Raw genomic sequence first — 24,461 nt, forward strand, 5'->3', positions numbered from 1 at the left:
GATTCGATCGTCCAGCCGACTTGCCCGAGACAGATTCAGTGGGGACAGATTTATTTGTTGATAATAAATCTGTCCCCATTGAATCGGATAATAAATCTGTCCCCATTGAATCATCCATCCAGCCTCTTGTTATTGATCTTATCCAGCGCTTCAAGGATGGCGGGTTCACGCTCCTTCAGCAGGGCCTGGAAGGTATTTTCGACGGTGTCTTCAGCGTCGAAGATCTTGTCCAGAAAGGCGCGGCCCTCAGGCGTGTTATTCAAAATATCTTTGCTCTGCGCGGGGTTATCGTGGGCACGAATCGCCGCATTGAGCTCATCCGGCTGCAAATGACCCGCCAGGGTATCGATCCGCAGGTTTCTGATCTCGTCGAAGGGAACCTTGTCTTCCACAACCTCGCGGATTTCTTCGTCCATCACCGCCATGTAACGTGGCGAGTAATCTCGCATTACGGTTTCCACCACCTCATCGTAATGTTCCTTGAAGGCGCCGCTGATATCGACCAGTTCCGTGGCCTTGTCCTTGCTTCCTCCACAGGCGGTCAGTGACGTTGCAAGCAACAAAACCAACGCAGCCGTTCTCATACCCATGAGACTTTGTCCTTGTTCAATTTGTGGAAGCCGATTGCCTGGTGCAGGTTCGTAAGGCTGCGTTCCATGACAAACCTGCAGAACTGCAGGGGGCGCAATTCTAAACAAAATGGGGACAGATTTATTTGTTGATAATAAATCTGTCCCCATTGAATCACTGCTGCTCGCCATACTCCGGCAATTCGATAGCATCGGCCTTCGGCGAAAGGATTTTCCCGAACAGGCGCCGGAACCCCGGCGCACTCGCCAGCCGCAACACCGCGTGGCCAAGGGTGATGCCAAGGCGCGAATGCGGCGAGGCCAGTCTGGGGGCGAAGCCGGGCACGCTTTGCGCCTGGGCGACGAAGGGCCGCAACCGTTTTTCATAAGCTGCGAACGCCTGGGTATGGTCGGCATGACGCCCCAGTTCACCGGCCAGCACATAGGCGCCGCACAGCCCCAGGCTGGTACCCATGCCGCTGATGGGCGATGCGCAGTAAGCCGCGTCCCCGACCAGCGCGATGCGTCCCTTGGACCAGCGGGACATTTTGACCTGCCCCACTGCGTCCAGATAAAGATCGGTGGCATCTTCCAGTGCAGCCAGCACGCGAGGGGTTTCCCAACCGGCGTCGGCGAATATTTGCCTGAGCAAGGATTTCTGTTCGTCCTGCGCGAGTTTTTCGTATCCACACGGCGCCTGCTGAAAAGACAAAAACGCGCGGGTGGTGCCCAGATTGTCCGGCCGCAAACAGACACAGCGACCACCCGGAAGGTTGTGCCAGCGCATGACCTGGCCATCGCTCGGCTGTCGAGGCACGGTGAAATAAGCGGTATACAGATTGAGGGGACGACGCTGGACCTCGTTGCCGAACACTCGGTTGCGGGTCGTCGAACCAATCCCTTCCGCCACGATCACCAGATCGTAAACCTGTTCGCTACCCTGCTCGAAACGCACGTGAACCTGCTCGCCATCGTCTTCCATGGCTTCAACGCTGTCGCCGAATCGGTACAGGACACGGTCCTGGCTGTGCTGGATCAACAGTTTGGCGAGTTCGCCCCGCAGGATCTCCAGTTCGGCAATCGGCCCCTCCCCGTCGAACGCATCGACACCCAGAAACGCCTTGGTCCGGTTGTTCCGGTCAACGAAGGCGATGCCCTGTTCCTGAGTCGTGTTCACCCGAATCAAATCTTCCAGGCCCATGCGCCGGACGACCTCACGCCCGGCGCCCCGCACGTCAATCGTTTGTCCGCCATCACGAAACGCAGGCGCCCTCTCCACCACTGTGACGTCCATGCCCTGCCGAGACAGCCAATAGGCCAGCGCAGGTCCGGCGATGCTTGCGCCAGTCACCAGTACTTTTTTGGGATTCATCACGCGCCCCGGTTTTCAGACGTGGCCACAGCGCTGCCCGGCAACGTGGTGCGGTAGACCTCGATCACTTGACCCAGGAAGGCTTCAACCACGGCGCGATCCTCGCCATCGAGGGCTCCGAGCACGGCGCTCAGGCCATCGAGCATCGGCGCGATATGCCGATAGGCCTGCGCCACCGATTCCGGAACCGGACACACCAGCACCCGGCGCTTGTCATTGATTTGCCGCTCGCGGACCACATGCCCGGCGCGTTCCAGTCGATCGATGACCTGCGTGATACCGGCGGTGGTCACGGAGAGCCGCACCGCGAGTTCGGTCGGCGGCAGAGGTCCATCCGCGATCAGATGCTCCAGCGCCGCGACATCGGTCTGATTGATACCCAGAACCGCGCCCAGATGGCTGGCGGCCTTGCGCGTGAGGATGGCGATCTGTTGCAACTGCTGGCCGACGACATCACTGGCGATCTGCAAGTTGCGGGGATCTTCGGACGGATCGGGCGGTGATGAAGGCGATGTCATGTGTAGGGTCAGTCCCGGCGGTCGTGGTAAGGACGCGAAACTAACATATAGCTAACTTGCTTAGCTACCTTTCCGGACTGAAGGCAAAAAAAGGGAGCCGGTCCGTTTTTCAGAAAACAGACCGGCTCCCCTCTTTCACACTGGCGCTACTGAACCTCAGGCGCGCTTCGGAAGCTTCCAGTTCGGGCGAATGAAGTGGCAGGTGTAGCCATTCGGAATGCGCTCCAGGTAATCCTGGTGCTCCGGCTCCGCTTCCCAGAACGGCCCGGCCGGTTCGATTTCGGTCACCACTCGTCCAGGCCACAGGCGCGAAGCGTCGACATCGGCGGCGGTGTCTTCGGCGACGTCGCGTTGCTGTTCGCTGAGGTAATAGATCGCCGAGCGATAGCTGGGGCCAAGATCATTACCCTGGCGGTTGGGCGTGGTCGGGTCGTGTATCTGAAAGAAGAACTCGAGAATCTGCCGATAGCTGATAACGGCAGGATCGAAGATGATTTCGATGGCCTCGGCGTGGTTGCCATGATTGCGGTAGGTCGCATTCGGCACATCGCCGCCGGTGTAACCGACACGCGTCTTCAGGACACCGGGGTAGCGCCGCAGCAGGTCCTGCATACCCCAGAAGCAGCCGCCGGCGAGGATGGCAGTTTCGGTTTGGCTGGTCATGGTCTGTCCTTCCCCTTGGGGATGTTGGAGGTAACCCTTGTTATGAGGGCGTGCTGGCCAATTCCAAGACCTCAAATGGGGACAGATTTATTTTAAAAATAAATCTGTCCCCATTAAAAAATCAGGCAAACGCAGATTCAATGAATGCCTCAAGCGTCTGCTCTTCGAGAATCTCGATAGAAAAATGTCCGAAGCGCTTGGGCAGCCAGATGATGCGCGTCCCGGACGGTGATTGCAGGTTGGCACGTTCCAGTGGCTGGCCGTTTTCGTCTTCGGGCTGCACGCCGGCGATCACCAGTTCGTCGTAGGCTTTCTCGATGTCCGGTGTCGAATAGCAGTGACGATAGATCATCCCCTCCCCCGACGAATCCAGCAGTTCCTTGAGATTGCCCGCCAACGGCTGGACCAGCATGAAACGCTCCTGGCCGATCAACGCAACCGCGTAGCGAACGTGCAGGCCACCCCGTTCCCAGACGAGGGTACTGGAGATTCTGGCTTGCAGGATCTGCGCATAGTAGCCGCAGGCTTCCTCAAGGTTATTGACCAGAACATCGACGTGACTGAACTTCAGATCCATTGCATGTCCCCCTGACTGACAGTCGCCCATTTAAAACAGAAAAGCGCCTGTAAATGGGGACAGATTTATTTAAAAAATAAATCTGTCCCCATTAAAAGTGTCCCCATTAAAAGGACTACTTCGGCATCAGCACCGTATCCACTACATGAATCACACCATTGGACTGCATCACGTCCGCAATGGTGATCGCTGCCTTCCCGCCTTTGGCATCCAACACCCACAATTTGCCGTCGTGCAGCATGACGGTCAGGGATTCGCCCTGAACGGTTTTGAGCATGACTTTGCCGCCGTGCATTTTGGCGTCATCCATCAGCTGTTTTGCCGTGTGAGTGCCGGCAACCACGTGATAGGTGAGGATCGTCGTCAGGTCGGCCTTGTGCTCCGGTTTGACGAGCGTATCGACGGTGCCGGCGGGCAACTTGGCGAAGGCTTCATTGGTCGGCGCGAAGACCGTGAACGGCCCCTTGCTGTTGAGGGTATCGACCAGCCCCGCCGCCTTGACCGCTGCAACGAGCGTGGTGTGATCCTTCGAGTTGACGGCGTTTTCGACGATGGTCTTATTCGGGTACATGGCCGCACCGCCGACCATCACGGTATCGGCAGCAAAGCTCGATCCCGTGCCAAGGCAGAGCAATGTGAAGCAGGCGATGGCAATGCGTTTGATGAGCGAGTGCATGGTGTGTCTCCTGAATTCTTCGACCCTTCGAATGAGGGTGATGAACTTACGGAGCAGACGCGCAAATGGATGCATCACGGTGCAAGTATTTTCAAAATGGGACAGATTTATATTAAAAATAAATCTGTCCCCATTAAAAAATCCCGGTGGCCGCCGATTCCACTTCATAGATCCGGATGGCTATGAACTGGCCGTCTGGACGAGCCAGGAACCGACTCGCACGTAACAGAGCCAACGACCGCCCCACCACCCGACAACAAAAAAGCACCCGAAGGTGCTTTTTTTGTCGCTGCTGTCAGCGTTACGAAGTCTTCACATTGGCCCGGGCCGCGTGCAGTTTCTTGTAGCTGTCGATCAGGCGCAGATGGCGGTCGAGGCCTTCGAGTTTCATGCTGGTCGGCGTCAAGCCGTAGAAGCGTACGCTGCCGTCCACCGAGCCGATCGCCGCGTCCATCCGTTCGTTGCCGAACATGCGGCGGAAGTTGGCTTCGTAGTCGGCCAGCTCCAGGTCTTCGTCCAGCTGCATTTCCAGCACCCCGTTGACGGCCTGATAGAACAGGCCCCGCTCGACGGTGTTGTCGTTGTACTGCAGGAACATTTCCACTGCTTCTTTCGCTTCCTCGATTTGTCCCAGGGCGAGCCATATCAGCAGTTTCAGTTCCAGGATCGTCAGTTGACCCCACACGGTGTTGTCATCGAACTCGATGCCGATCAGCGTGGTGATGTCGGTGTAGTCGTCCAGTTCGCTTTCCACCAGACGCTCGACCAGTGACTGGAGTTCTTCTTCGTTCAAGCGATGCAGGTTGAGGATGTCTTCGCGGAAGAACAGCGCCTTGTTGGTGTTGTCCCAGATCAGGTCGTCCACCAGGTAGATTTCCGAGTAATCCGGCACCAGGATGCGGCAGGCAGTGGCCCCGATGTGCTCGTACACCGCCATGTACACTTCTTTGCCCATGCCCTTGAGGATGCCGAACAGGGTTTCGGCCTCTTCGACGTTGGAGTTTTCACCCTGGCCGGTGAAGTCCCACTCCACAAAATCGTATTCCGCCTGGGCGCTGAAGAAGCGCCACGACACCACGCCGCTGGAGTCGATGAAGTGCTCGACGAAGTTGTTCGGTTCGGTGACCGCCTGGGCTTCGAAGGTCGGCTGCGGCAGATCGTTCAGGCCTTCGAAGCTGCGGCCCTGCAGCAGCTCGGTCAGGCTGCGCTCCAGCGCCACTTCGAAGCTCGGGTGTGCACCAAACGAGGCGAACACACCGCCAGTACGCGGGTTCATCAGCGTGACGCACATCACCGGGAATTCGCCGCCCAGCGACGCATCCTTCACCAGCACCGGGAAGCCCTGGGCTTCCAGGCCTTGAATGCCGGCCATGATCGCCGGGTACTTGGCCAGCACTTCCTGCGGCACGTCCGGCAACGCGAATTCGCCTTCGATGATTTCGCGTTTCACCGCACGCTCGAAGATTTCCGACAGGCACTGCACCTGGGCTTCGGCCAGGGTGTTGCCGGCGCTCATGCCGTTGCTCAGGTACAGGTTTTCGATCAGGTTCGACGGGAAGTACACCACCTCGCCGTCCGACTGGCGCACGAACGGCAGCGAAACGATGCCGCGCTCTTCATTGCCGGAGTTGGTGTCGATCAGGTGCGAACCGCGCAGCTCGCCGTCGCGGTTGTAGATCTTCAGGCAGTACGGGTCGAGGATCTCGCTCGGCAGCTCGTCATTGCTGCCCGGCTTGAACCAGCGCTCGTCCGGGTAGTGCACGAACGGCGCATCGGCCAGGTCCAGGCCCCAGAACTGATCGTTGTAGAAGAAGTTGCAGTTCAGGCGCTCGATGAACTCGCCCAGCGCCGACGCCAGCGCGCCTTCCTTGGTCGAGCCCTTGCCGTTGGTGAAGCACATCGGCGAGTGCGCATCGCGAATGTGCAGCGACCACACGTTCGGCACGATGTTGCGCCACGAGGCGATTTCGATCTTCATGCCGAGGTCGGCGAGGATGCCCGACATGTTGGCGATGGTCTGTTCCAGCGGCAGGTCCTTGCCCGGAATGTAGGTGCTGGCGCTCGAGTTCGCACCCGGCATCAGCAGTGCCTGAGCGTCGGCGTCGAGGTTTTCCACTTCTTCAATGACGAACTCGGGGCCGGCCTGCACCACCTTCTTCACGGTGCAGCGGTCGATGGAGCGCAGGATGCCCTGGCGGTCCTTGTCGGAGATGTCTGCCGGCAACTCGACCTGAATCTTGAAGATCTGGTTGTAGCGGTTCTCCGGGTCAACGATGTTGTTCTGCGACAGGCGGATGTTATCGGTCGGGATATTGCGGGTTTCGCAATACAGCTTCACGAAGTACGCCGCGCACAGCGCCGACGAAGCCAGGAAGTAGTCGAACGGACCCGGTGCCGAGCCATCGCCCTTGTAGCGGATCGGTTGGTCGGCCACCACCGTGAAGTCGTCGAACTTGGCTTCAAGTCGAAGGTTGTCGAGAAAGTTGACCTTGATTTCCATGGGGGACTACCAGAATAGCGAGCTGAACAGAATGGCCGCCATTATCCGGTTTTTGAGCGGGAAGTCTTGTGCTTTGGCGTTTTGGCCGCCGACCGGAGCGCCGCTCAGGTCGGGACGTTGCGTTGCGCCATCTCGTCGGCGATGGCGTCGATCACGCAGCGGGCGGTCGGTGACAGGCTTCTGTTGGGCAGGCTGACGACACCGATTTCGGAATGCAGTCCGGGCCGGTCCACGACCTGCAATTCGATCAGGTTGCCGCTGCGCAGGTCTTCAGCCACGGCGCCATGGATCACGCCGAGGATGGTATCGGTCGAACAGGCCACCGTCCTCAGCAACGCCACATCGTCGCACTCCAGCGCAAGCGGCAAGGCCTGGCGCGTGGAAATGCCCAGGGTATGCGCAGTCTCTTCCTTCACCACGGCCGGCAGGCGCGTCGTGGCGATGCCGTACTTTTCCAGGTCTCTCATCGTCACTTGATGCCCGGCCAACGGGTGTTGTGGCCGGACGAAGAACCCCGCCGAGGCCTGACCCAGCGGGCGGATCAGCAGATCGGTGTCGGCCGAGAAATTGCGAATGTCCGCGACGAAGAATTCGATCGCTTCGTCCCGCAACCGTGCTTCGAGTATCTGCCAGTTGTTGATCTCTACCCGCAGGGTGACTTGCGGATATTCCCGGCGCAAACGAGGCACCACCTGATGCATCAGCATCGCCGCCGGAAACGGCCCGACGCCGAACGCGAGGTTGCCGAGCCGGCCATCACCGTAAAGCGCCAGATCCCGTTCCAGCGAGCGTGCATCGAACAACAGCCGTCGCGCCCGCTCGATCAGAAACTCTCCCGCAGGCGTCGGGCGCACATCGCCACTGTCCCGATCAAACAGACGCTGTCCGGTTTCGCTTTCAAGCGCCTGGATGCTGCGGCTCAGGGCCGGCTGGCTGAGGTGCACACGTTCGGCGGCGCGGCCGAAATGGCGTTCATCGGCAAGGGCCAGCAGGTGTGTCAGTCGTTTGAGGTCCATGTCGTCGATGCTAGCCACGCATTGTCTGGATGTAAACAATGCATTGGATACATCACGCCCGCCTCCCTACTCTCTGATGAATCGATCCTCGGAGAACAACAAGAATGAGACCGACCTTTCACACACTGATCGCCCTGACGCTGGTATCCCTCGCCGGCTGTGACAAACCGCCCAGCGTTGCCAGCGGAGAAGCGAAGTCCGCCACTGCGGCGGTAATAGAAGCCTCAATCAAGGGCCTGGACCTCAACGACACTCGGGACATGGAAGACGCCCAGCGCGGTCTCATCGCCCGGCCAAGCGGCCAGATCCTCGGCTCCGACGGCTCTGTGCTGATCGATTTCGATGCGTTCAGATTTGTCGAAGGCAAGGCTCCCGCTACCGTCAATCCGAGCCTTTGGCGCCACGCAATGCTGAATGCCCAGATCGGTCTGTTCAAAGTCACCGACGGCATCTACCAGTTGCGCGGTTTCGACATCGCCAACATGACGCTGATCGAAGGCCGGACCGGCTGGATCGTGGTCGACCCGCTGACTTCGAATGAAACCGCCGCTGCAGCCCTGGCCTTTGCCCGCGAGCAACTCGGCGACAAACCCGTAACCGCGATCATCTTCACCCATGACCACGCCGACCACTTCGGCGGTGTGCTGGGCATTACCTCGGTCGCGGAAGTGGCCGAACGCAAGATTCCCGTGGTGGCCCCTGTCGGTTTCATGGAGGAAGCCACCAGCGAAAACGTGTTGGCCGGGCCGGCGATGTCGCGCCGTTCGATGTATCAGTTCGGCAAGAACCTGGCGCCGGGCGCCACCGGCATGGTGGATACCGGGCTGGGGAAAAACGTCGCCTACGGCAGCATCGGCATTCTGCCGCCGACGCAGATCATCGATCAGCCGACGCAGGAACGGGTGATCGACGGCGTGACCTTCGTGTTCCACAACATTCCGGGTGCTGAGGCCCCGGCCGAGCTGACCTTTTCCATCCCCGAACGCAAGGCCTACGGCGGTGCCGAGCTGCTGGCGCAGACCATGCACAATCTGCTGCCGATCCGTGGCGCCAAGGTCCGCGACGCGTTGCTCTGGTCCGACTACGCCCAGGCTGCCCTCGATGAACTGGGCGACACCGAAGTCTATTTCGGCCAACACAACTGGCCGGTCTGGGGCAATGAGCGCATCCGCGAATTCATCACCAAGCACCGCGACGTCTACAAGTACATGCACGACCAGACCGTGCGCCTGATGAACGCCGGCTACACGCCCGACGAAATCGCCGAGAAGATCCAGTTTCCCGACTCGCTGGCCTCGTATTTCGGCACCCGCGGCTATTACGGCGACGTGCGACACAACGTCAAGGCGATCTACCAGATGTACCTCGGCGCCTACGATGGCAACCCGGCACATCTGAATCCGTTGCCTCCCAGAGAGTCCGCCAGACGCTACGTCGAGTTGATGGGCGGCAGCGCCAAAGTGCTCGAAGCCGCACGCGTGGCCTATGACAAAGGCGAATACCGCTGGGTCGCCGAGCTGCTGGATCAAGCCGTCCTCGACCAGCCCGACGACAAGGCCGCCAAGGAACTGCTGGCCCGGGCCTATGAACAGCTGGGCTATCAGTCGGAATCGGCGACCTGGCGCAACAGCTACCTGACCGCCGCCCAGGAACTGCGCAACGGCCCGCCGGAAAAAGGCGTGCGTCGCTCGGACCTGATCGAGCTGATGAAGCAGACGCCCACCGAACGCTTCCTCGAAGCCATGGCCGCGAGCCTCGACGGACCGGCGGCGGACGGCAAGAACTGGACTTTCAACCTGCAACTGACCGATACGAAGGAATCGTTCGTACTGTGGATCGAGAACGCCGTGTTGCACTATCGCCGGGGCGCACCGGCGAGCAATGCCAACGCCACGTTGAGCGTCACCAAGGATCTTTTCGTGCAACTGCTGGGCGGCACGGCGGGATTCAAGGATGCCCTCACGTCAAAAGACCTGAAGGTCGATGGCAGCACGGTGGATCTGGTGAGATTCCTTGGATTGCTGGAGAAAGCACCGGGCAACTTTGCAATCGTCGCTCAGGCGCGCGATTGATTCGTGCAGGGTCGTTCGGATGTAATGCCTGAAGAGGTCAAACCCTGAGCAAGTCCGGCTAGGTATCTGTACGCCGCTTTCGACGATTCTAGGGCCGACCGTTACTCCAGGAGCTTCACTCCGTGCCAGACGCACCGACGCAAACTGCCTACGCAAAGCGCTTCACCGTCGTACTCGCCTACATCGACGCCAATCTTGAGGGCGATCTGTCGGTGAAAACGCTGAGCCAGGTGGCGAACTTTTCCGAGTTCCACTTTCACCGGCAGTTCACGGGATACGTCGGCGTGCCCGTCTCGCGCTATGTGCAGTTGATGCGCCTGCGCCGTGCCGCGCACCGTTTGAGCACCCTGCCCGACCATTCGGTGATGGAAGCCACGCTCGACGCGGGCTTCGAAAGTCCCGAAGCGTTTTCCAGGGCATTCAAGCGAGCCTTCGGCACCTCGCCGGGGGCATTTCGCAAGGCTCCGGACTGGAGCGTCTGGCACACGGTCTTCGCCATACCTCACTTTTCAAGGAGCATTACCATGCAGGTACGAATCGTCGACTTCCCCGGAGTCCAGGTCGCTGCGCTCGATCACCGTGGGCCACCAGGGCTCGTCAATCAAAGCGTGCAACGCTTCATCCATTGGCGCCAACAGAGCGGTCAGTCGCCGGTGACATCGAGCCGCACATTCGGGATTCCTTACGGCAACCCTGACACGACGCCGCCGGAGGACTTTCATTTCGCGATCTGCGGCGAAATCCGTGAAGCGGTGGCGCCGAATGAGTTCAGCGTCCGCGAGCTGAGCATTCCTGCCGGCCGCTGTGCCGTGGTGCGTCACAAAGGTTCAACCGATCACATCGGTGAAACCATCTACCCGGTCTACCGCGACTGGCTGCCCGCCAGCGGCGAAGAATTGCGCGATCACCCGCTGTTTTTCGAGTACTTGAGCATCAGTCCCGAGACCCCGCAGGAGCAGTGGCAAACGGATATTTACGTGCCGCTGCGCTGACAATCGCCTGCCCCTCAGGCTCAGCTAAGTTTCACTGGATACCTTCTCTCCTGCGCACATTCAGCGCTGCTCAGGAGAGGCCATCCACCCATGAAACCCGCCATAGCCGACTGGCTCAACAAAGTGCCCGAAGTGACGCTGTCCTTCTGGGTGATCAAGATCCTGTCCACGACCGTGGGTGAAACCGGTGCCGACTTTCTGGCCGTCGACGCCGGTTTCGGCGCCGGCCCGACCAGCCTCGGCATGGCCGCGCTGCTGGCCATCGCGCTGTTCACCCAGCTGCGCACCAAGGCCTACACCCCCTGGATCTATTGGCTGACCGTAGTGCTGGTGAGCATCGTCGGCACGCAGATCACCGACATCCTGACCGACATGCTGGACGTCAGCCTCTACACCAGCACGGCGGTGTTCTCTGTGTTGCTGGTGGTGAATTTCCTGATCTGGTACCGGACCGAACGCAGCCTGTCGATCCGCGAAATCGTCACCCCGCGCCGGGAGCTGTTCTATTGGGCCACGGTGCTCTGCACCTTTGCCCTCGGCACCGCCGCCGGCGACCTGGCCACTGAAGCGCTGGGCCTGGGCTTCACCGTCGGCGCAGTGATCTTCGGCGCGTTGATCGCGGCCACCCTGATCGCCTGGCGTCTGGGTGCCAACACCGTGCTGACGTTCTGGATCGCCTACATCCTGACCCGCCCCTTCGGCGCATCCCTCGGTGACCTGCTGACTCAGGCCAAGACCTACGGCGGCCTCGGCATGGGCGCGACCTGGACCAGCGCGATCTTCCTCTGCGTCATCGTCCTGCTGGTCACCGTCGCGCAGATCAGCGTCGGCAATCGCAAAGCCATCACTCAGTAAACCTTCAGACTTTCATCAAGGAATCATCATGCGCCAGATTCAAAACATCATTCGTCACGTCGCCATCGTCTCGTCCATCTGCCTGCTGAGCATTGCTGCCGGCTGCTCGAAACCGGCGGACAAGCCTGCTGCAAACGCCGCTGCAGGAGCCGTCAGCACACAAGGCCAGGCCGCCTCCAAACTGGGGGATCTGTCCGAGTTCCGCAACATCGCGGCCGACGTCGCTGCCCTGGTCGATAAAAACGATCTGCCCGGTGCCAAGGCCCGGATCAAGGATCTGGAAACCGCCTGGGACTCGGCCGAGGCCGGGATCAAACCCCGTGCCGCCGGCGACTGGCACATGTTGGACAAGGCCATCGACCGCTCGCTCGACACCTTGCGCGCCAGCGCCCCGCAACAGAAAGACTGCAAGGCGCGGATGGACGAGTTGCTCAAGGCCTTTGACTCGCTGAAGGGCAACGCCTGATCCGGGGCCGGACAAACCCTTGCACAGATGCTTCAATACAAGCGCGACGGCCTTGCCCGTCGCGCTATTTTTTTGGAGAGCGGGTCATGCGGATATTACTGGTGGAAGACGACCCGATGATCGGCGATGCCATCCAGGGCGCGCTGAACGACGCCAGCTACGCCACCGACTGGGTGAAAAACGGCCTCACCGCACTGGCCACCCTGGACACCCAGCACTACGACCTGGTGCTGCTGGATCTCGGCCTGCCCGGCAAGGACGGACTGGACGTGCTCGACAGCATTCGCGCTCGCAACAACCCGGTGCCGCTGCTGATCATCACCGCCCGGGACGGCCTCGACGATCGCCTGCGCGGCCTCGATGGCGGTGCTGACGATTACCTGCTCAAACCTTTCGACATGGCCGAGCTGCTGGCGCGGATGCGCGCGGTGCTGCGGCGCAAGGGCGGGACGGCGTTGTCCTTGCTCGACAACGGTGTGGTATCCCTCGATCTGGTCTCCAAGCAAGCCTCAACCGCCGACAACCCGGACGTGCAATTGTCCAGTCGCGAATTCGCCCTGTTGCAGGCCCTGCTGATCCGGCCCGGGGCAATCCTCTCGCGCAGCGAACTGGAGGACCGGCTCTATGGCTGGGGCAATGAAGTGGAAAGCAACGCGGTGGAGTTTCTGATTCACGCCCTGCGCCGCAAACTGGGCAGTCACGTCATCAAGAACGTCAGGGGAATGGGATGGATGGTTTCAAAAGGCGCCTGAGGGATTCGGTGCAACTGCGGCTGTCGGTCACCCTGTCGCTGGCGATTCTGGTCGTTGCACTGCTGGCCGCGGCGTTTGCGTTCGTTTCGGCGCTGGACGAGGCCCACGAAATGCAGGATGAAACCTTGCGTCAGGTGGCGGCCCTGTACGACCGCCAGCAAATGACCCTGCACTACCCCGCCGCTCAGGCCGTGGACGACGACAATGAAGAATCCCGGGTCATCGTGCAATACCTGGCCGACGGCAGCCAAGCGCTCGGCAACGACGACGCCCTGCTGCCGCTGCCCTTCCCCACGACCTTGTCCGATGGCCTGTCGACCTTGAAGGTGACCGGTGAAGACTTTCGCGTGCTGGTCAGAACCACCGCCCGTGGCGAGCGCATCGTCGTCGCCCAGGAAACCGGCGTGCGCGACAAGGAGGCCCGCGAAAGCGCCTGGCGCAGTCTGCTGCCGTTCCTGATTCTGTTTCCGGTGCTGTTGCTGGTGGTGGGCGATCTGGTGCGCAAGATGTTCCGCCCCATCGCTACGCTCTCGGCCGACATCGATCAACGTGACGAACAAGCCCTGCACCCGGTCGACGAAAGCCATGTGCCGAGCGAGATCCGGCCGTTTGTGGTGGCCATCAACCGCCTGCTCGGCCGGGTCGCACAATCCGTGGACAACCAGCGGCGTTTCGTCGCCGATGCCGCCCATGAACTGCGCTCGCCGATGACCGCCCTGTCGCTGCAGGCCGAACGGCTGGCCGCCACGGAAATGCCGGCCGCCGCCCGCGAACGCCTGCTGCCGTTGTCCCGAGGCATAGAACGCAGCCGGAACCTGATCGATCAATTGCTGAGCCTGGCTGCCGCGCAGTCGAGCTCAAATGCAGCGCCGACCCGCGTTTCAGTCCTGCACATTTACCGACGGATTCTGGAAGACCTGCTGCCGCTGGCGGACCGCAAGAATATCGATATCGGCGTCGAGAGCAGCGAGGACGTGCAGGTCAGCATCAATGAAACCGACCTGTTTATCCTGATCCGCAACCTGGTGGACAACGCCATCCGCTACACCCCGCCCGGCGGACGCATCGACCTCTCGGTCAAGCGGGAGCAAGCGGCGGTCGTCCTGCAAGTCAGCGACACCGGCCCCGGGATTGCCGTGGAAGAACAGGCGCGCGTCTTCGACCCGTTCTACCGCAGCCTGGGCACCGATGAGTCGGGCTCAGGGCTGGGTCTGTCCATCGTCAAGGCGATTGCCGATCGCACGGGGCTCAAGGTTGATCTGGGGTTTACCGACGTCATCGAGCGCAGCGGTTTGTGTGTCACCGTCAGCATCGGGCAGCCCTGAGCCGTTTCCCGTCCTTACATTTCGACCTGCGTCCCCAGCTCGATCACTCGGTTCAACGGCAACTTGAAATACTTCAGGTTGCTGTTGGCATTCTTGAGCAGGAACGCGAACAGGTACTCGCGCCACTTGGCCATGCCGATGCGTTTGGTCGGGATGACCGTTTCACGACTCAGGAAGTACGTGGTGCGCATAGGGCTGAAATCCAGTTCGGCCAAGTGGCAAAGGCTCAGCGCCAACGGCACATCCGGTTCCTCGGTAAAACCGAAATGCAGGTTGACCCGGAAGAAGCCGTCGCCATAGGACTCGACTTCGAAGCGACGATCCACCGGCACTCGCGGGCTGTCTTCGGATACCACGGTCAACAGCACCACCTGCTCGTGCAGTACCTGGTTATGCAACAGGTTGTGCAGCAGCGCGTGGGGAACCGCGTCGGCCCGCGCGGTCAGGAACACCGCCGTGCCCTGCACGCGATGAGGTGGCTGCGAACGAATGCTGCTGATGAACAACGGCAGCGGCAACGCGGTTTCATCCAGCCGCTCGACGATGATCTTGCGTCCGCGCTTCCAGGTGGTCATCAGGATGAACAGTCCGATACCGGCGATCACCGGGAACGCACCGCCCTGCAGGATCTTCGGTGCGTTGGCCGCGAAGTACAGGCTGTCCACCAACAGAAAACCGAACAGCATCGGGATCGCCAGCCAGCGCGGCGTCTTCCACAGCAACAACACCACGGCGGCGGACAGCAGCGTGGTGATCAACATGGTGCCCGTCACCGCCACGCCATACGCGGCAGCCAGGGAACTGGAGGATTCGAAACCGATCACCAGCAGCACCACACCGACCATCAACGCCCAGTTGACCGTGCCGATGTAGATCTGGCCCTGCTCCTGGCTTGAGGTGTGCTGGATGAACATGCGCGGAACATAGCCCAGCTGGATGGCCTGGCGCGTCAGGGAGAACGCACCGGAAATCACCGCTTGCGAAGCAATGATCGTCGCCAGCGTCGACAGCGCGACCATCGGCAGCAGCGCCCATTCCGGGGCCAGCAGATAGAACGGGTTACGCACCGCTTCCGGGTTGCCGAGGATCAACGCGCCCTGGCCAAAGTAATTCAGGACCAGGCCGGGCAGGACCAGCATGAACCAGGCACGGGCAATCGGTTTGCGACCGAAGTGCCCCATGTCGGCGTACAACGCTTCCGCACCGGTCAGCGAAAGGACGACTGCGCCGAGAATCGCCACGCCCATGCCCGGATGGGCCGTAAAGAAGCGCACCGCCCAGATCGGGTTCAGGGCCTGCAACACCTCGGGACGCTGCACAATGCCGTAGACCCCGAGCGCGCCCAACACCACGAACCACAGCACCATGACCGGACCGAACAGGATGCCGATCCGCGCCGTGCCGTGTTTCTGGATCAGAAACAGCGCCACCAGCACCAGCACCGACAACGGCACCACCCAGTGCTCGATGCCGTCGAACGCCAGCTCCAGCCCTTCCACCGCCGAGAGCACCGAGATCGCCGGAGTGATCATGCTGTCGCCGTAGAACAGCGCCGCACCGAACAGGCCGAGCAACACCAGCACCTTGCTCAAGTGCGGGTAAGGCGCCGACGCACGACGGGCCAACGCCGTCAGCGCCATGATGCCGCCCTCACCCTGGTTGTTGGCCCGCAGGATGAACAACACGTACTTGATCGAGACCACCCAGATCAGCGACCAGAAAATCAGCGACAGAATGCCCAGCACACCGTCGTGATTGAGCTGCACGCCGTAGTGGCCGGAAAACACTTCTTTGAGGGTGTAGAGGGGGCTGGTGCCGATATCCCCGTAAACCACACCGACAGCGGCCACCAGCATGGCTGCGCCCGAGGTTTTGGTTGGGGAATTTTCGTTGGTTTTACTCAAGGGTCGCGGCTCTCGAACGGCGGGAAGTAGTGGCATGCCATCCTTGGGCAATACGCGGACCGGAGCCTTCAGGAATACAAGGCTCAGATGCGGTCAAAAAAACGCGGCCAGTATCGATGCGAACCCAATCCTCCACCGTAAAGAATGCGTAAAAAATCGACCTGACCCGAGCCGTCGCGCAGGCTTTTAGAGTCGGCCAATTGTTATGGCTGATGGCATAATCGCCAGCAGTTCATAACAGGGGTGCATCAATGTCCGTTGAAAGCTACGACCTGCTCGCGATCTTTTCGGCGGTGGCGCAAGAGCGCAGCTTCACCCGTGCGGCAGCGAAACTGGGCATGTCGCAACCGGCCCTGAGCCGGGCGATGCGTCAACTGGAGGAACGTCTGGGTGTGCGCTTGCTCGCGCGCACCACGCGCAGTGTTTCTCCGACCCAGGCCGGCGAGCATCTGTTGCGCGTGATCGCGCCGCGGTTCGAGGAGATCGATCACGAGCTGGCCTTGCTCAGCGAGTTTCGCGACAAACCCGCTGGCAAATTGCGCATCACCGCTGGCGAGCATTCGGCGATCACCATTCTGCAACCCGCCCTCGCCCGGCTGATGCCAGACAACCCCGACCTGAATGTCGAGATCATCGTCGACTACGGCCTGACCGACATCGTCGCCGAAGGCTTCGACGCCGGCGTACGGTTGGGCGAACAGGTAGCCAAGGACATGATCGCCATGCGCATCGGGCCGGACATGCGCATGGCGGTAGTCGGCTCCCCGGCCTACTTCGCCCGCCACCGCAAACCGCTGGTTCCACCCGACCTCATGGAACACAACTGCATCACCCTGCGCATGCCGACCCACGGCAGCCTGCTGCTCTGGGAATTCGAGAAGAACGGGCAAACCCTGAATGTGCGAGTCGAGGGGCAACTGGTGTTCAACAACATCGCGATGCGCCTGCAATCCGTGCTCCAGGGGCTGGGGCTGGCCTACATGCCGGAAGACCTGGTGCAGGAGCATGTCGCGCAGGGCCGGTTGATCCGGGTACTCGCCGACTGGTGCGAACCGTTTTCCGGCTATCACCTCTACTACCCCAGTCGGCGTCAGAGTTCACCCGCCTTCACTTTGCTGCGCGATGCGTTGCGCTATGGCGGCTGACGCGGCTCAGGGCTGGGCCAGGTGTTTTTCCAGTGCTTCGCTGGCGCGCCCCGCCGCTTCGACTTCTCCGTGCCGGGTCAACACCTGCGTCAACTGACGCAATTGCGCTGCGCTCAAGCCCACCCGCAGGCTGGCCGCGACATGCGAACGCAACTGCGATTCGGCGCCGGGCGTAGCCGCCAGGGCTGAAACCGTTGCCAGTTCGCGGCTTTGCCAGTCCAGGTTGTCGCGCTCGAAGATGTCGCCGAACAGGTGCGTCTGCAAAAACTGGTTGATCACCGGCGCGAAGTCGAACAACGGGCCCTGAACCGGCGCCCCGGCAATACGGGTCTGATTGGCCTTGCCCGCTGCCAGCAAGGCGTCGCCTGTCGCCACGGCGTGACCGGGTTCGCGCCCGGGCTCGTCGTGAATGCCCCGTTGCTTGCGCGCCTCGACCACTTTCATCAATTCGCCCAACGCATTGAGGCTGCGTGGAAAACCGGCGTAGGCATACAACTGCACCAGGATTTCCTTTGCCTCGCTGATGGTCAGCCCGGCATCCAGCCCTTCGTTCAAAGCGCTGTTGAGACGCGGCATGTTGCTGCTGGCCATGGCCGCGCCAATCGGCACGATTGCCTGCTGCCTCGCGGACAGCATGTCGGAGACGGCGGCTTCTGCCGGTGCTGTCGGTGGCACTGGCCGGTCTTCAGCGACTTTCTCCAGCCACTCCACATTCTTGCCGTTCACCGAGCCTGTCACCGCCAGGTGGGTCATGGTGCTGTTCGGTGCGGCACCGTGCCAATGCTTGACGCCCGGCGGGCAGACGATCACATCGCCGGGATGAATCTCCTGCACAGGCTTGCCCCATTCCTGGGTCTGCCCGACACCGGAAATCACCACCAGGCGCTGTCCGGCGGGATGGGTGTGCCACGCTGATCGGGCGCCCGATTCGAACGTCACGTAAGCGCCAGACGCATTGATTTCGCCCGTGTCGGTGAACAGCGGATCGACCCGCACACGACCGGAGAAATAATCTTCAGGCCCCACGAATGAGGCCTGAGAACCCGCACGACGGATCTGCTGCGCGCTCGACGGCTCGCTGCCGCCGCCCGCGACTTCGGCAGCGCTGGCAAAAGGGGTGGCCGCGCACATGGCGAGGCCCAACAAGGTTTTGTTCATGGCGATGGCTTCCTTCGAATCAGAGAGTTCGGGCGTAAAACGCCGTCAGCTGTTGCATGGCGACGTCGACATAGGCCGGCACCCAATAGGTTTCGATGTGGGTGGCGCCGTCGATCTTGAACAGCGTCTTGTCCTGGGTCCCGGTGGCCTTGGCGAAGGCCTGCTCCGACATGTACAGGCTGTCGGCCTTGCTGCCGGCGATCATCAGCAACGGCTTGTCGATCAGTTCGATCTGGTCCGTCGCATCGAAACTCATCAGGTCCAGCAGGCTGCTGAGGGTGTAACGGAAAGTCGAGTTGGGATGCGCGTGGGTCTTGCCGTAATACTCGAAGCCCTGGCGGTAAAGGTCGAACGGCAATTTGGCGATCTGCTCGTCGGTCAGTTTGGCATCGCCGATGTATTGGACTTCCCCGCCGGCAGCTTCCTGGGCACGGGCGGCCGAGGCTTGCTGCAAACGCTGCTGGACCGTGTCGAGTTGCGAATCCTGATACCCGTTGCGGCGCACCAGCCCGGAATTGAACATGCTCACCGTGGCAATCGAGCGGAAGCGTTTGTCGGTCTGCGCAGCCTTCAACGAATAGCCGCCACCGCCGCAGATGCCGAGCAAGCCAAGATGGGCGCTGTCGACGCCGGGGTAGCTGGCGATGAAGTCGGCCATGCCGTGAATGTCTTCGACGCGGTTGGCCGGTTTGTCGATATTGCGTGGTTCGCCACCGCTCGCGCCTTGATAGGCCGCGTCCGCCGTGATGGTGATATAGCCCTGATCGGCCAGACGCTGAGCGTAAAGACCGGCAACCTGCTCTTTCACCCCGCCATTAGGGTGCGCGACGACAACGGCGGGATAGTGCCGGGCCGGATCGTAGTTCGCGGGGGTGTAGACGTTGGCGGAAATGGCCAGGCCATTGAGCGTGTAGGTCACCGGATGAATGTTGACCTTGCCCGGTTCGTTGCGGGTGATCGCACCACCGTAGGTCAAGGTGAACGGGTTCTGCCGGTAATCCGCCGCCTCGACTTCAGCGCCCGACATTCCGATCATCGCAGCCAGCACGCCGGCCTTCATCGTGGTTCGCATCGTTTGCCCCCTCCTTTCCATCAATACGGTATGGAGATGCAAACTACCCTTCGACGATTGATTGATAAACGGCACTAATTGGATAGCACTGATATCAGAATCACATAAGTCCGACGTTTGGCTTCCTGACCATGCACTCGCGACGCTGGCCCGCAGTCGAGCGGGCCGACGCCGATCCTCTCAACCTGCCCTCTGCCCTACCCACCGATGCCGATAGGCAAGCCCGGCCTGCAAGCCGAATGCGAGCAGCACCGTCGCCGGTGCAGAAAAACTGCCGGGAACACCACCCGTCCACATCAGCAACAACCCCAGCGCCGTAGCGGCGCACCACGCCATCAGGCCGACCGGGTTGAACGCCGGGCTGCGTTCAAGTGCACCTTCGTCATTGCTGCCATAGACAATCTGCGCCAATGCCACACCGACCCAGGCGACCACAAAAATGCCCTGATACGCCAATGCCTTGAGCAAGTAGGAAAACACGTCGGCGAGCATCAAGCCGTACACGATCACCCCGACCACCACTGCCCACAGCAGGTACGAACCGCGTATGCCGAAACGACCGAAGAATGCCTGCATGTTGAGGGTCGCCAGATAGTAGTTGGCGGTGTTGATCCGGGTTTGCGTGGCCCAGACGAACAGCAGGCCCCACAGCCCCATCAACTGCAGAATTGCCATCACCACAGAGACTTCGTTCAGCGCGCCTTCATGGGGAATACTGCTGACCAGATAGATGCCTGCCGCGCCGTTGAGCAGAAACGTCACGGCATAGAACGGCATGCCGAAGTTCCAGCGCCCATGATACTGAGCGTCCTGCGGCTTGCCGAAACGGGCATAGTCGAAAGTGAACAGCATCAGGATCCAGACGCCCATGTAGGCCACAAAGCAATCCCACCAGCCGAAGGTCGCGGGGGTTGTCGGGCCGAAATCGAGCCATTGCGGCTGGTAACCATAACGGCTGATCGACAGCCCGACCGCCACCAGCAAACCGCCCAGGTACACCGGCAACAACACGCCGTTGAGCTTGTCCAGCCAGTGCTGCACGCTACCCAGAATCATCGGCACGCTGTACAGCACCACCAGCAGGGCAGCCAGTGGATAGACCAGTTCCGGGTACAGGTGATTGAGCGCCACGGCGATCACCGATCCTTCGAACACGGCGTAATAAATCGCCGTCGAAAAGAAAATCAGCGTGGCCAGGCATGCCCCGGTCCGGCCGAACAACACGCTTGAAAACAACGCGACCGACCATCCGCTGCGCATGGCGAAACGACTAAGCACGCTGTTGACCAGCCCGTAACTGATCACCGACAGCACCATCCCGATCAACGCATTGCGTGCGCCGAAAGACAAGGCCAGCGAAGCGCCGACCACGATGTAGAACATGGCGCTGCACACGGCCCACCAGGCCATGGTCAGAGACAGTCGGCCCATGCGGGCGTCGGCGGAAACGGGATGATGGGCCGGATCTTGCCCGGTTTGACTCGATTGCGATAAAGCAGCCATATGCGTGTACTCCAGAACCAGTCAAAGGTTGAAGCGCGGGCAGCCTTCACCGCACCGAAGTGCGGCGTTGGCCTGGCGTGTGGCAGGGCCCGCGCGGTGCGGCGGGCAGAGTCAGGAAGGGAAAAGCTTGCTCAGGCAGCTGAGTTTTTTCTTGTAGGAACGCCGTGCGTCCAGGGCCTCGTCGAGGCTGACCGCCACAAAACGAGCCTTCTGGTTGGGCTGCATCTGGCCGATCAGATCCAGGTCGGCACTGATGACGGTGCCGATCATGGCGTAACCGCCACCCGATACGGCATCGCGATGCAACACGATGGGTTCGAGGCCGGCGGGTACCTGAATCGAGCCGATCGGGTAGCAGCTGTCAACGATGTTCGACGGATCGGAGCCAGCACCAAAGGGTTGCTCTCGCGGCTGGAAGTCCAGCGCGCTGCCGCCCTTGAAGCGATAGCCGATGCGGTCCGCTTCCGATCCGACGGTCCACGGCTCGGCGAAAAAGCTCTTCGCTGCCGCGTCGGTCAGGCGATCGTAATAAAGCCCCGGCACCACACGCAGGGTGATCTCCCCGCCCAGTGACTGGCGCAGCGCCATGGGCAGACTGGCCCCGGCACGCCCCTTGCCGCTGGCTTTGCCCACCGGTAATTCGTCTCCGGCGATCAAGCGGCGTCCGGCAAAACCACCCAACGCCCCGAGCGCATAAGTCGATCGACTGCCCAACACCAGCGGCACGTCGATTCCGCCTGCCACCGCCAGATAAGCCCGGGCACCGGCCTTGGGAAAATCGAAACGCAGAACCTGGCCGGCCTTCACCGCGAACGCGGTGGCGTGATGCATTTCCACACCATCGAGCCGAGGCGCCATGTGCGCGCCGCACACCGCAACCAGTGCGTCTCGCTGAAACGCCAGCTCAGGGCCCAGCAACGTACACTCCAGCGCGGCGCAATCCGCCGCGTTGCCGACCAGATGATTGGCCGCTCTCAGCGCATATTGATCGAGCGCGCCGGACGGCGGAATGCCGAGGTGGTAGTAACCTTCGCGGCCCAGATCCTGAACCGACGTGGCGAGACCGGGTTTGAGTACCTTGATCATACCAACACCTCCTGCAGCGACACGGGATAGCCGACCGGGTCGGCGAGAAACGCATCCAGTGAAAACTCCACCGGCCGGATCCGTAAATCGAAATGCCCGGCCTCCACGTCTGCAACGGCCTGGTCATACGCTGCACGATCCATTGGCTTGAACTGCACAATGTCACCCGGACGGAAAAACACCATGTGCTCCTTCAGGTACGCCAGCGATTGCTGCGGGTCGTAGATGGGGGCCGGTGTGACACCGAACATCTGATAGCCCCCGGCGCCACGCACCGAGTAGATACAACCGAAGCAACCTCCGTGACCCAGTGTCAGTTTCGGCGTGTCTGTACGCGGACGCAGATACTTGGGCACCTGCAACTGACGTTCGCGTTCGACCATCTGGAACATGAAGGGCAAACCGGCGACGAACCCCACCATCGAGACAAACCATGGCGCCCCGCTATGAGCCGCAATGAACGCATCGACATCCGCCAGGCCATTGATGCGCGCGGCGTATTCCAGATCCGTGGCGCTCGGGTCCTGGTGCCGGTCGCGAAAACGCATCAGCGTTTCGTGGGTCCAGGGATCGTTGTACAGCACCGGAATCTCAATGATCCGGGTCTGCAATGTGCGCTCGGCAACGGCTTCTGCCTCGGCGCCCTGCACCGCCTCGAGCAAGGCCTGCGGCGCAATGCGATCCGGATCGAAACGGATCTGGAAGGATGCGTTGGCCAGACACACATCGAGTACGCCATCGAGTTTCAACCGCTCGACGGCGCGGGTGACCGCCATGCCCTTGAAAAACGCCTCGAGGGACATGCTTTCACTGACTTCGGCAAACAGATGCTCATCGGCACCAAAGCTGTAGCGGATCGGACGACTCATGCTTCACCTCCGCTGCGGCGTGCGGACAGCCAGTTTTCCAGCGTCCCGGTATGAAAGTCGGCGGTTTGCAACCACGGTTGCTGCAGCAATTCAGCGTGCAGCGACAAGGTGCTGGCCATGCCGGTCAGCAAGGTTTGCGCCACCGCTGTCCGGGCACGCGCCAGGGCTGTGGAGCGATCCGGCCCGTGCACAATGAGCTTGGCCAACAGCGAGTCATAGTACGGTGGCACCCGATAGCCTTCATACAGGTGGGTGTCCACACGAACGCCTTCGCCGTGCGGCCAGACCAACGACTCGACCAGACCGGGGCTGGGAAAAAAGTCCCGGGCCGGGTCTTCGGCATTCAAGCGCATTTGCAGGGCCGCGCCATTCAGGCGGATGTCACTCTGTTTCAGGCCCAGTGGTTCACCACCGGCAATTCGCAGCATCGCCTGCACCAGATCGATGCCGGTGACCAGTTCGGTGACCGGGTGCTCCACCTGGATTCGGGTGTTCATCTCGATAAAGAAGAACTCGCCGGTGACATCGTCATACAGGTACTCCAGCGTGCCCGCCCCCTTGTAGCCGAGGGATTCGGTCAAGCGTACGGCGCTGGCGCAGAGTGCCTCCCGCTGCTGCGCGTTCAGTACGGGCGACGGTGCTTCTTCAAAGATTTTCTGACGTCGGCGCTGTAGCGAACACTCGCGTTCGAACAGGTGCACGGCGTTTTTCCCGTCGCCCAGAACCTGTACTTCGATGTGCCGGGCCTTGCCGATAAAGCGCTCCAGATACACCGCACCATTACCGAAAGCGGCCTGCGCCTCGCGCTGCGAACGGGGAAATTCTTCACTCAATTGCGCGGCATTTTCTGCCAGACGAATACCCCGCCCGCCACCACCGGCCGAGGCTTTGATCAGCAACGGGTAACCGACCGATTCCGCCGCCCGAAGCGCCGACTCGACATCAAACAGCTCGCCCGGCGAACCCGGCACGACTGGAACACCTGCCGCCTGGGCAGTACGCCGCGCTTCGGCCTTGTCACCCATACGCCGGATCGTATCCGGGTCCGGCCCGACGAAAATCGCGCCGCTGGCAATCACGGCTTCGGCAAACCCGGCGTTCTCGGACAGAAAACCATATCCAGGGTGAACCGCGTTGGCGCCCGTCGCTTGCAGGGCACCCAGCAACGCCTCGATGTTCAGGTAGCTTTTATCGGCACGGGCCGGCCCCAGTAGATGCACTTCATCGGCCAGGCGTGCGGCCTGAGAGTCGATATCGGCCTCGCTGCACGCGGCAACGGTGGGAATGCCCAGGGCCTTGGCCGCACGGATGATGCGCACGGCTATTTCGCCACGGTTGGCGACCAGCAATTTACGAATAGGTTGAGTCATG

At 61.1% G+C, this 24,461-nt stretch carries 22 protein-coding genes and 1 pseudogene; 8 read left to right on the forward strand and 15 right to left on the reverse strand.

Annotation, left to right across the window (positions count from 1 at the left end):
• Positions 1 to 110: 110 nt before the first annotated feature.
• The 6 genes from CAG02_RS04260 to CAG02_RS04285 form a co-directional block, all read right to left on the reverse strand.
• Entirely contained in the window at positions 111 to 590 is a 480-nt protein-coding gene (locus tag CAG02_RS04260; RefSeq protein ID WP_085708492.1) for a hypothetical protein, read from the reverse strand.
• A gap of 154 nt (positions 591 to 744) precedes the next feature.
• A complete protein-coding gene (locus CAG02_RS04265; protein ID WP_085708493.1) occupies positions 745 to 1,941 on the reverse strand; it encodes an FAD-dependent monooxygenase in 1,197 nt (398 codons plus the stop codon).
• Positions 1,941 to 2,459, reverse strand: coding sequence for a MarR family winged helix-turn-helix transcriptional regulator (locus tag CAG02_RS04270; RefSeq protein ID WP_085708494.1), 519 nt, complete (start codon positions 2,457 to 2,459; stop codon positions 1,941 to 1,943). The genes CAG02_RS04265 and CAG02_RS04270 overlap by 1 nt, the downstream gene beginning before the upstream one ends.
• Positions 2,460 to 2,615: 156 nt before the next feature.
• Positions 2,616 to 3,122 (reverse strand): peptide-methionine (S)-S-oxide reductase MsrA, encoded by a 507-nt coding sequence (gene msrA / locus CAG02_RS04275; RefSeq protein ID WP_085708495.1) that lies wholly within the window; start codon positions 3,120 to 3,122, stop codon positions 2,616 to 2,618.
• Positions 3,123 to 3,243: 121 nt separating this feature from the next.
• Positions 3,244 to 3,699, reverse strand: a complete 456-nt coding sequence (locus tag CAG02_RS04280; RefSeq protein ID WP_085708496.1) for a VOC family protein — start codon at positions 3,697 to 3,699, stop codon at positions 3,244 to 3,246.
• Positions 3,700 to 3,814: 115 nt separating this feature from the next.
• Positions 3,815 to 4,375, reverse strand: a complete 561-nt coding sequence (locus tag CAG02_RS04285) for a fasciclin domain-containing protein (protein ID WP_085708497.1) — start codon at positions 4,373 to 4,375, stop codon at positions 3,815 to 3,817.
• A gap of 139 nt (positions 4,376 to 4,514) precedes the next feature.
• Here CAG02_RS04285 and CAG02_RS30160 point away from each other — a divergent pair.
• A pseudogene (locus tag CAG02_RS30160) lies at positions 4,515 to 4,601 on the forward strand (VOC family protein); the annotation flags it as partial.
• Between the two features lie 75 nt (positions 4,602 to 4,676).
• Here CAG02_RS30160 and CAG02_RS04295 read toward each other — a convergent pair.
• Positions 4,677 to 6,875: an OsmC domain/YcaO domain-containing protein gene (locus CAG02_RS04295; protein WP_085708499.1), complete on the reverse strand. Its 2,199-nt coding sequence runs from the start codon at positions 6,873 to 6,875 to the stop codon at positions 4,677 to 4,679.
• A gap of 104 nt (positions 6,876 to 6,979) precedes the next feature.
• Positions 6,980 to 7,909 carry a LysR family transcriptional regulator gene (locus CAG02_RS04300; RefSeq protein WP_256576886.1) on the reverse strand — a complete coding sequence of 310 codons (930 nt, stop codon included), beginning with the start codon at positions 7,907 to 7,909 and terminating at the stop codon, positions 6,980 to 6,982.
• An 86-nt stretch (positions 7,910 to 7,995) separates the two neighbouring features.
• Between CAG02_RS04300 and CAG02_RS04305 the strand changes: the two genes are divergently transcribed.
• From CAG02_RS04305 to CAG02_RS04330, 6 genes are all read left to right on the forward strand, one after another.
• The gene (locus CAG02_RS04305; protein WP_085708501.1) at positions 7,996 to 9,963 is read left to right on the forward strand and encodes an alkyl/aryl-sulfatase; all 1,968 of its coding nucleotides are present in this window, start codon (positions 7,996 to 7,998) and stop codon (positions 9,961 to 9,963) included.
• 122 nt (positions 9,964 to 10,085) lie between these two features.
• Positions 10,086 to 10,955, forward strand: coding sequence for a GyrI-like domain-containing protein (locus CAG02_RS04310; protein WP_085708502.1), 870 nt, complete (start codon positions 10,086 to 10,088; stop codon positions 10,953 to 10,955).
• Between the two features lie 90 nt (positions 10,956 to 11,045).
• A complete protein-coding gene (locus tag CAG02_RS04315) occupies positions 11,046 to 11,810 on the forward strand; it encodes a hypothetical protein (RefSeq protein ID WP_085708503.1) in 765 nt (254 codons plus the stop codon).
• Between the two features lie 28 nt (positions 11,811 to 11,838).
• The gene (locus tag CAG02_RS04320; protein WP_085708504.1) at positions 11,839 to 12,276 is read left to right on the forward strand and encodes a hypothetical protein; all 438 of its coding nucleotides are present in this window, start codon (positions 11,839 to 11,841) and stop codon (positions 12,274 to 12,276) included.
• Between the two features lie 86 nt (positions 12,277 to 12,362).
• Entirely contained in the window at positions 12,363 to 13,028 is a 666-nt protein-coding gene (locus tag CAG02_RS04325) for a response regulator (protein ID WP_085708505.1), read from the forward strand.
• Positions 13,004 to 14,353, forward strand: coding sequence for an ATP-binding protein (locus tag CAG02_RS04330; protein WP_085708506.1), 1,350 nt, complete (start codon positions 13,004 to 13,006; stop codon positions 14,351 to 14,353). The genes CAG02_RS04325 and CAG02_RS04330 overlap by 25 nt, the downstream gene beginning before the upstream one ends.
• Before the next feature lie 14 nt (positions 14,354 to 14,367).
• Here the strand turns inward: CAG02_RS04330 and CAG02_RS04335 are convergent, their stop codons facing one another.
• Entirely contained in the window at positions 14,368 to 16,209 is a 1,842-nt protein-coding gene (locus CAG02_RS04335) for a potassium transporter Kup (RefSeq protein ID WP_085708507.1), read from the reverse strand.
• 299 nt (positions 16,210 to 16,508) lie between these two features.
• Between CAG02_RS04335 and CAG02_RS04340 the strand changes: the two genes are divergently transcribed.
• Positions 16,509 to 17,402, forward strand: coding sequence for a LysR family transcriptional regulator (locus CAG02_RS04340; protein WP_085708508.1), 894 nt, complete (start codon positions 16,509 to 16,511; stop codon positions 17,400 to 17,402).
• A 6-nt stretch (positions 17,403 to 17,408) separates the two neighbouring features.
• Here CAG02_RS04340 and CAG02_RS04345 read toward each other — a convergent pair whose 3' ends face one another.
• The 6 genes from CAG02_RS04345 to CAG02_RS04370 all read right to left on the reverse strand — a co-directional run bounded on the left by CAG02_RS04345 (position 17,409) and on the right by CAG02_RS04370 (position 24,460).
• Positions 17,409 to 18,560: a carboxymuconolactone decarboxylase family protein gene (locus CAG02_RS04345; protein WP_085708509.1), complete on the reverse strand. Its 1,152-nt coding sequence runs from the start codon at positions 18,558 to 18,560 to the stop codon at positions 17,409 to 17,411.
• Between the two features lie 19 nt (positions 18,561 to 18,579).
• Positions 18,580 to 19,632: an alpha/beta hydrolase gene (locus tag CAG02_RS04350; RefSeq protein ID WP_085708510.1), complete on the reverse strand. Its 1,053-nt coding sequence runs from the start codon at positions 19,630 to 19,632 to the stop codon at positions 18,580 to 18,582.
• 180 nt (positions 19,633 to 19,812) lie between these two features.
• Complete coding sequence (locus CAG02_RS04355; RefSeq protein ID WP_085708511.1) at positions 19,813 to 21,135, reverse strand: cytosine permease; 1,323 nt, start codon at positions 21,133 to 21,135, stop codon at positions 19,813 to 19,815.
• Between the two features lie 111 nt (positions 21,136 to 21,246).
• On the reverse strand, positions 21,247 to 22,221 hold the full coding sequence (locus CAG02_RS04360; protein ID WP_085708512.1) for a biotin-dependent carboxyltransferase family protein: 975 nt from the start codon (positions 22,219 to 22,221) through the stop codon (positions 21,247 to 21,249).
• Positions 22,218 to 23,090 carry an allophanate hydrolase subunit 1 gene (locus tag CAG02_RS04365; RefSeq protein ID WP_085708513.1) on the reverse strand — a complete coding sequence of 291 codons (873 nt, stop codon included), beginning with the start codon at positions 23,088 to 23,090 and terminating at the stop codon, positions 22,218 to 22,220. Before CAG02_RS04365 ends, CAG02_RS04360 begins: the two co-directional genes overlap by 4 nt.
• Positions 23,087 to 24,460, reverse strand: coding sequence for an acetyl-CoA carboxylase biotin carboxylase subunit (locus tag CAG02_RS04370; protein ID WP_085708514.1), 1,374 nt, complete (start codon positions 24,458 to 24,460; stop codon positions 23,087 to 23,089). The genes CAG02_RS04365 and CAG02_RS04370 overlap by 4 nt, the downstream gene beginning before the upstream one ends.
• Between the last annotated feature and the right edge of the window lies 1 nt (position 24,461).

The sequence above is a fragment of the Pseudomonas sp. R43(2017) genome, assembly GCF_002112345.1.
Classification (GTDB): Bacteria; Pseudomonadota; Gammaproteobacteria; order Pseudomonadales; family Pseudomonadaceae; genus Aquipseudomonas; species Aquipseudomonas kribbensis.

Coding starts and splice junctions, on each gene's coding strand:
- CAG02_RS04270 (WP_085708494.1), bottom strand. CDS start 2,459: ATGACATCGCCTTCATCACCGCCCGATCCGTCCGAAGATCCCCGCAAC.
- msrA (WP_085708495.1), bottom strand. CDS start 3,122: ATGACCAGCCAAACCGAAACTGCCATCCTCGCCGGCGGCTGCTTCTGG.
- CAG02_RS04340 (WP_085708508.1), top strand. CDS start 16,509: ATGTCCGTTGAAAGCTACGACCTGCTCGCGATCTTTTCGGCGGTGGCG.
- CAG02_RS04325 (WP_085708505.1), top strand. CDS start 12,363: ATGCGGATATTACTGGTGGAAGACGACCCGATGATCGGCGATGCCATC.
- CAG02_RS04365 (WP_085708513.1), bottom strand. CDS start 23,090: ATGAGTCGTCCGATCCGCTACAGCTTTGGTGCCGATGAGCATCTGTTT.
- CAG02_RS04265 (WP_085708493.1), bottom strand. CDS start 1,941: ATGAATCCCAAAAAAGTACTGGTGACTGGCGCAAGCATCGCCGGACCT.
- CAG02_RS04370 (WP_085708514.1), bottom strand. CDS start 24,460: ATGACTCAACCTATTCGTAAATTGCTGGTCGCCAACCGTGGCGAAATA.
- CAG02_RS04335 (WP_085708507.1), bottom strand. CDS start 16,209: ATGCTGGTGGCCGCTGTCGGTGTGGTTTACGGGGATATCGGCACCAGC.
- CAG02_RS04285 (WP_085708497.1), bottom strand. CDS start 4,375: ATGCACTCGCTCATCAAACGCATTGCCATCGCCTGCTTCACATTGCTC.
- CAG02_RS04345 (WP_085708509.1), bottom strand. CDS start 18,560: ATGAACAAAACCTTGTTGGGCCTCGCCATGTGCGCGGCCACCCCTTTT.
- CAG02_RS04355 (WP_085708511.1), bottom strand. CDS start 21,135: ATGGCTGCTTTATCGCAATCGAGTCAAACCGGGCAAGATCCGGCCCAT.
- CAG02_RS04260 (WP_085708492.1), bottom strand. CDS start 590: ATGGGTATGAGAACGGCTGCGTTGGTTTTGTTGCTTGCAACGTCACTG.
- CAG02_RS04305 (WP_085708501.1), top strand. CDS start 7,996: ATGAGACCGACCTTTCACACACTGATCGCCCTGACGCTGGTATCCCTC.
- CAG02_RS04360 (WP_085708512.1), bottom strand. CDS start 22,221: ATGATCAAGGTACTCAAACCCGGTCTCGCCACGTCGGTTCAGGATCTG.
- CAG02_RS04320 (WP_085708504.1), top strand. CDS start 11,839: ATGCGCCAGATTCAAAACATCATTCGTCACGTCGCCATCGTCTCGTCC.
- CAG02_RS04350 (WP_085708510.1), bottom strand. CDS start 19,632: ATGCGAACCACGATGAAGGCCGGCGTGCTGGCTGCGATGATCGGAATG.
- CAG02_RS04315 (WP_085708503.1), top strand. CDS start 11,046: ATGAAACCCGCCATAGCCGACTGGCTCAACAAAGTGCCCGAAGTGACG.
- CAG02_RS04330 (WP_085708506.1), top strand. CDS start 13,004: ATGGATGGTTTCAAAAGGCGCCTGAGGGATTCGGTGCAACTGCGGCTG.
- CAG02_RS04280 (WP_085708496.1), bottom strand. CDS start 3,699: ATGGATCTGAAGTTCAGTCACGTCGATGTTCTGGTCAATAACCTTGAG.
- CAG02_RS04295 (WP_085708499.1), bottom strand. CDS start 6,875: ATGGAAATCAAGGTCAACTTTCTCGACAACCTTCGACTTGAAGCCAAG.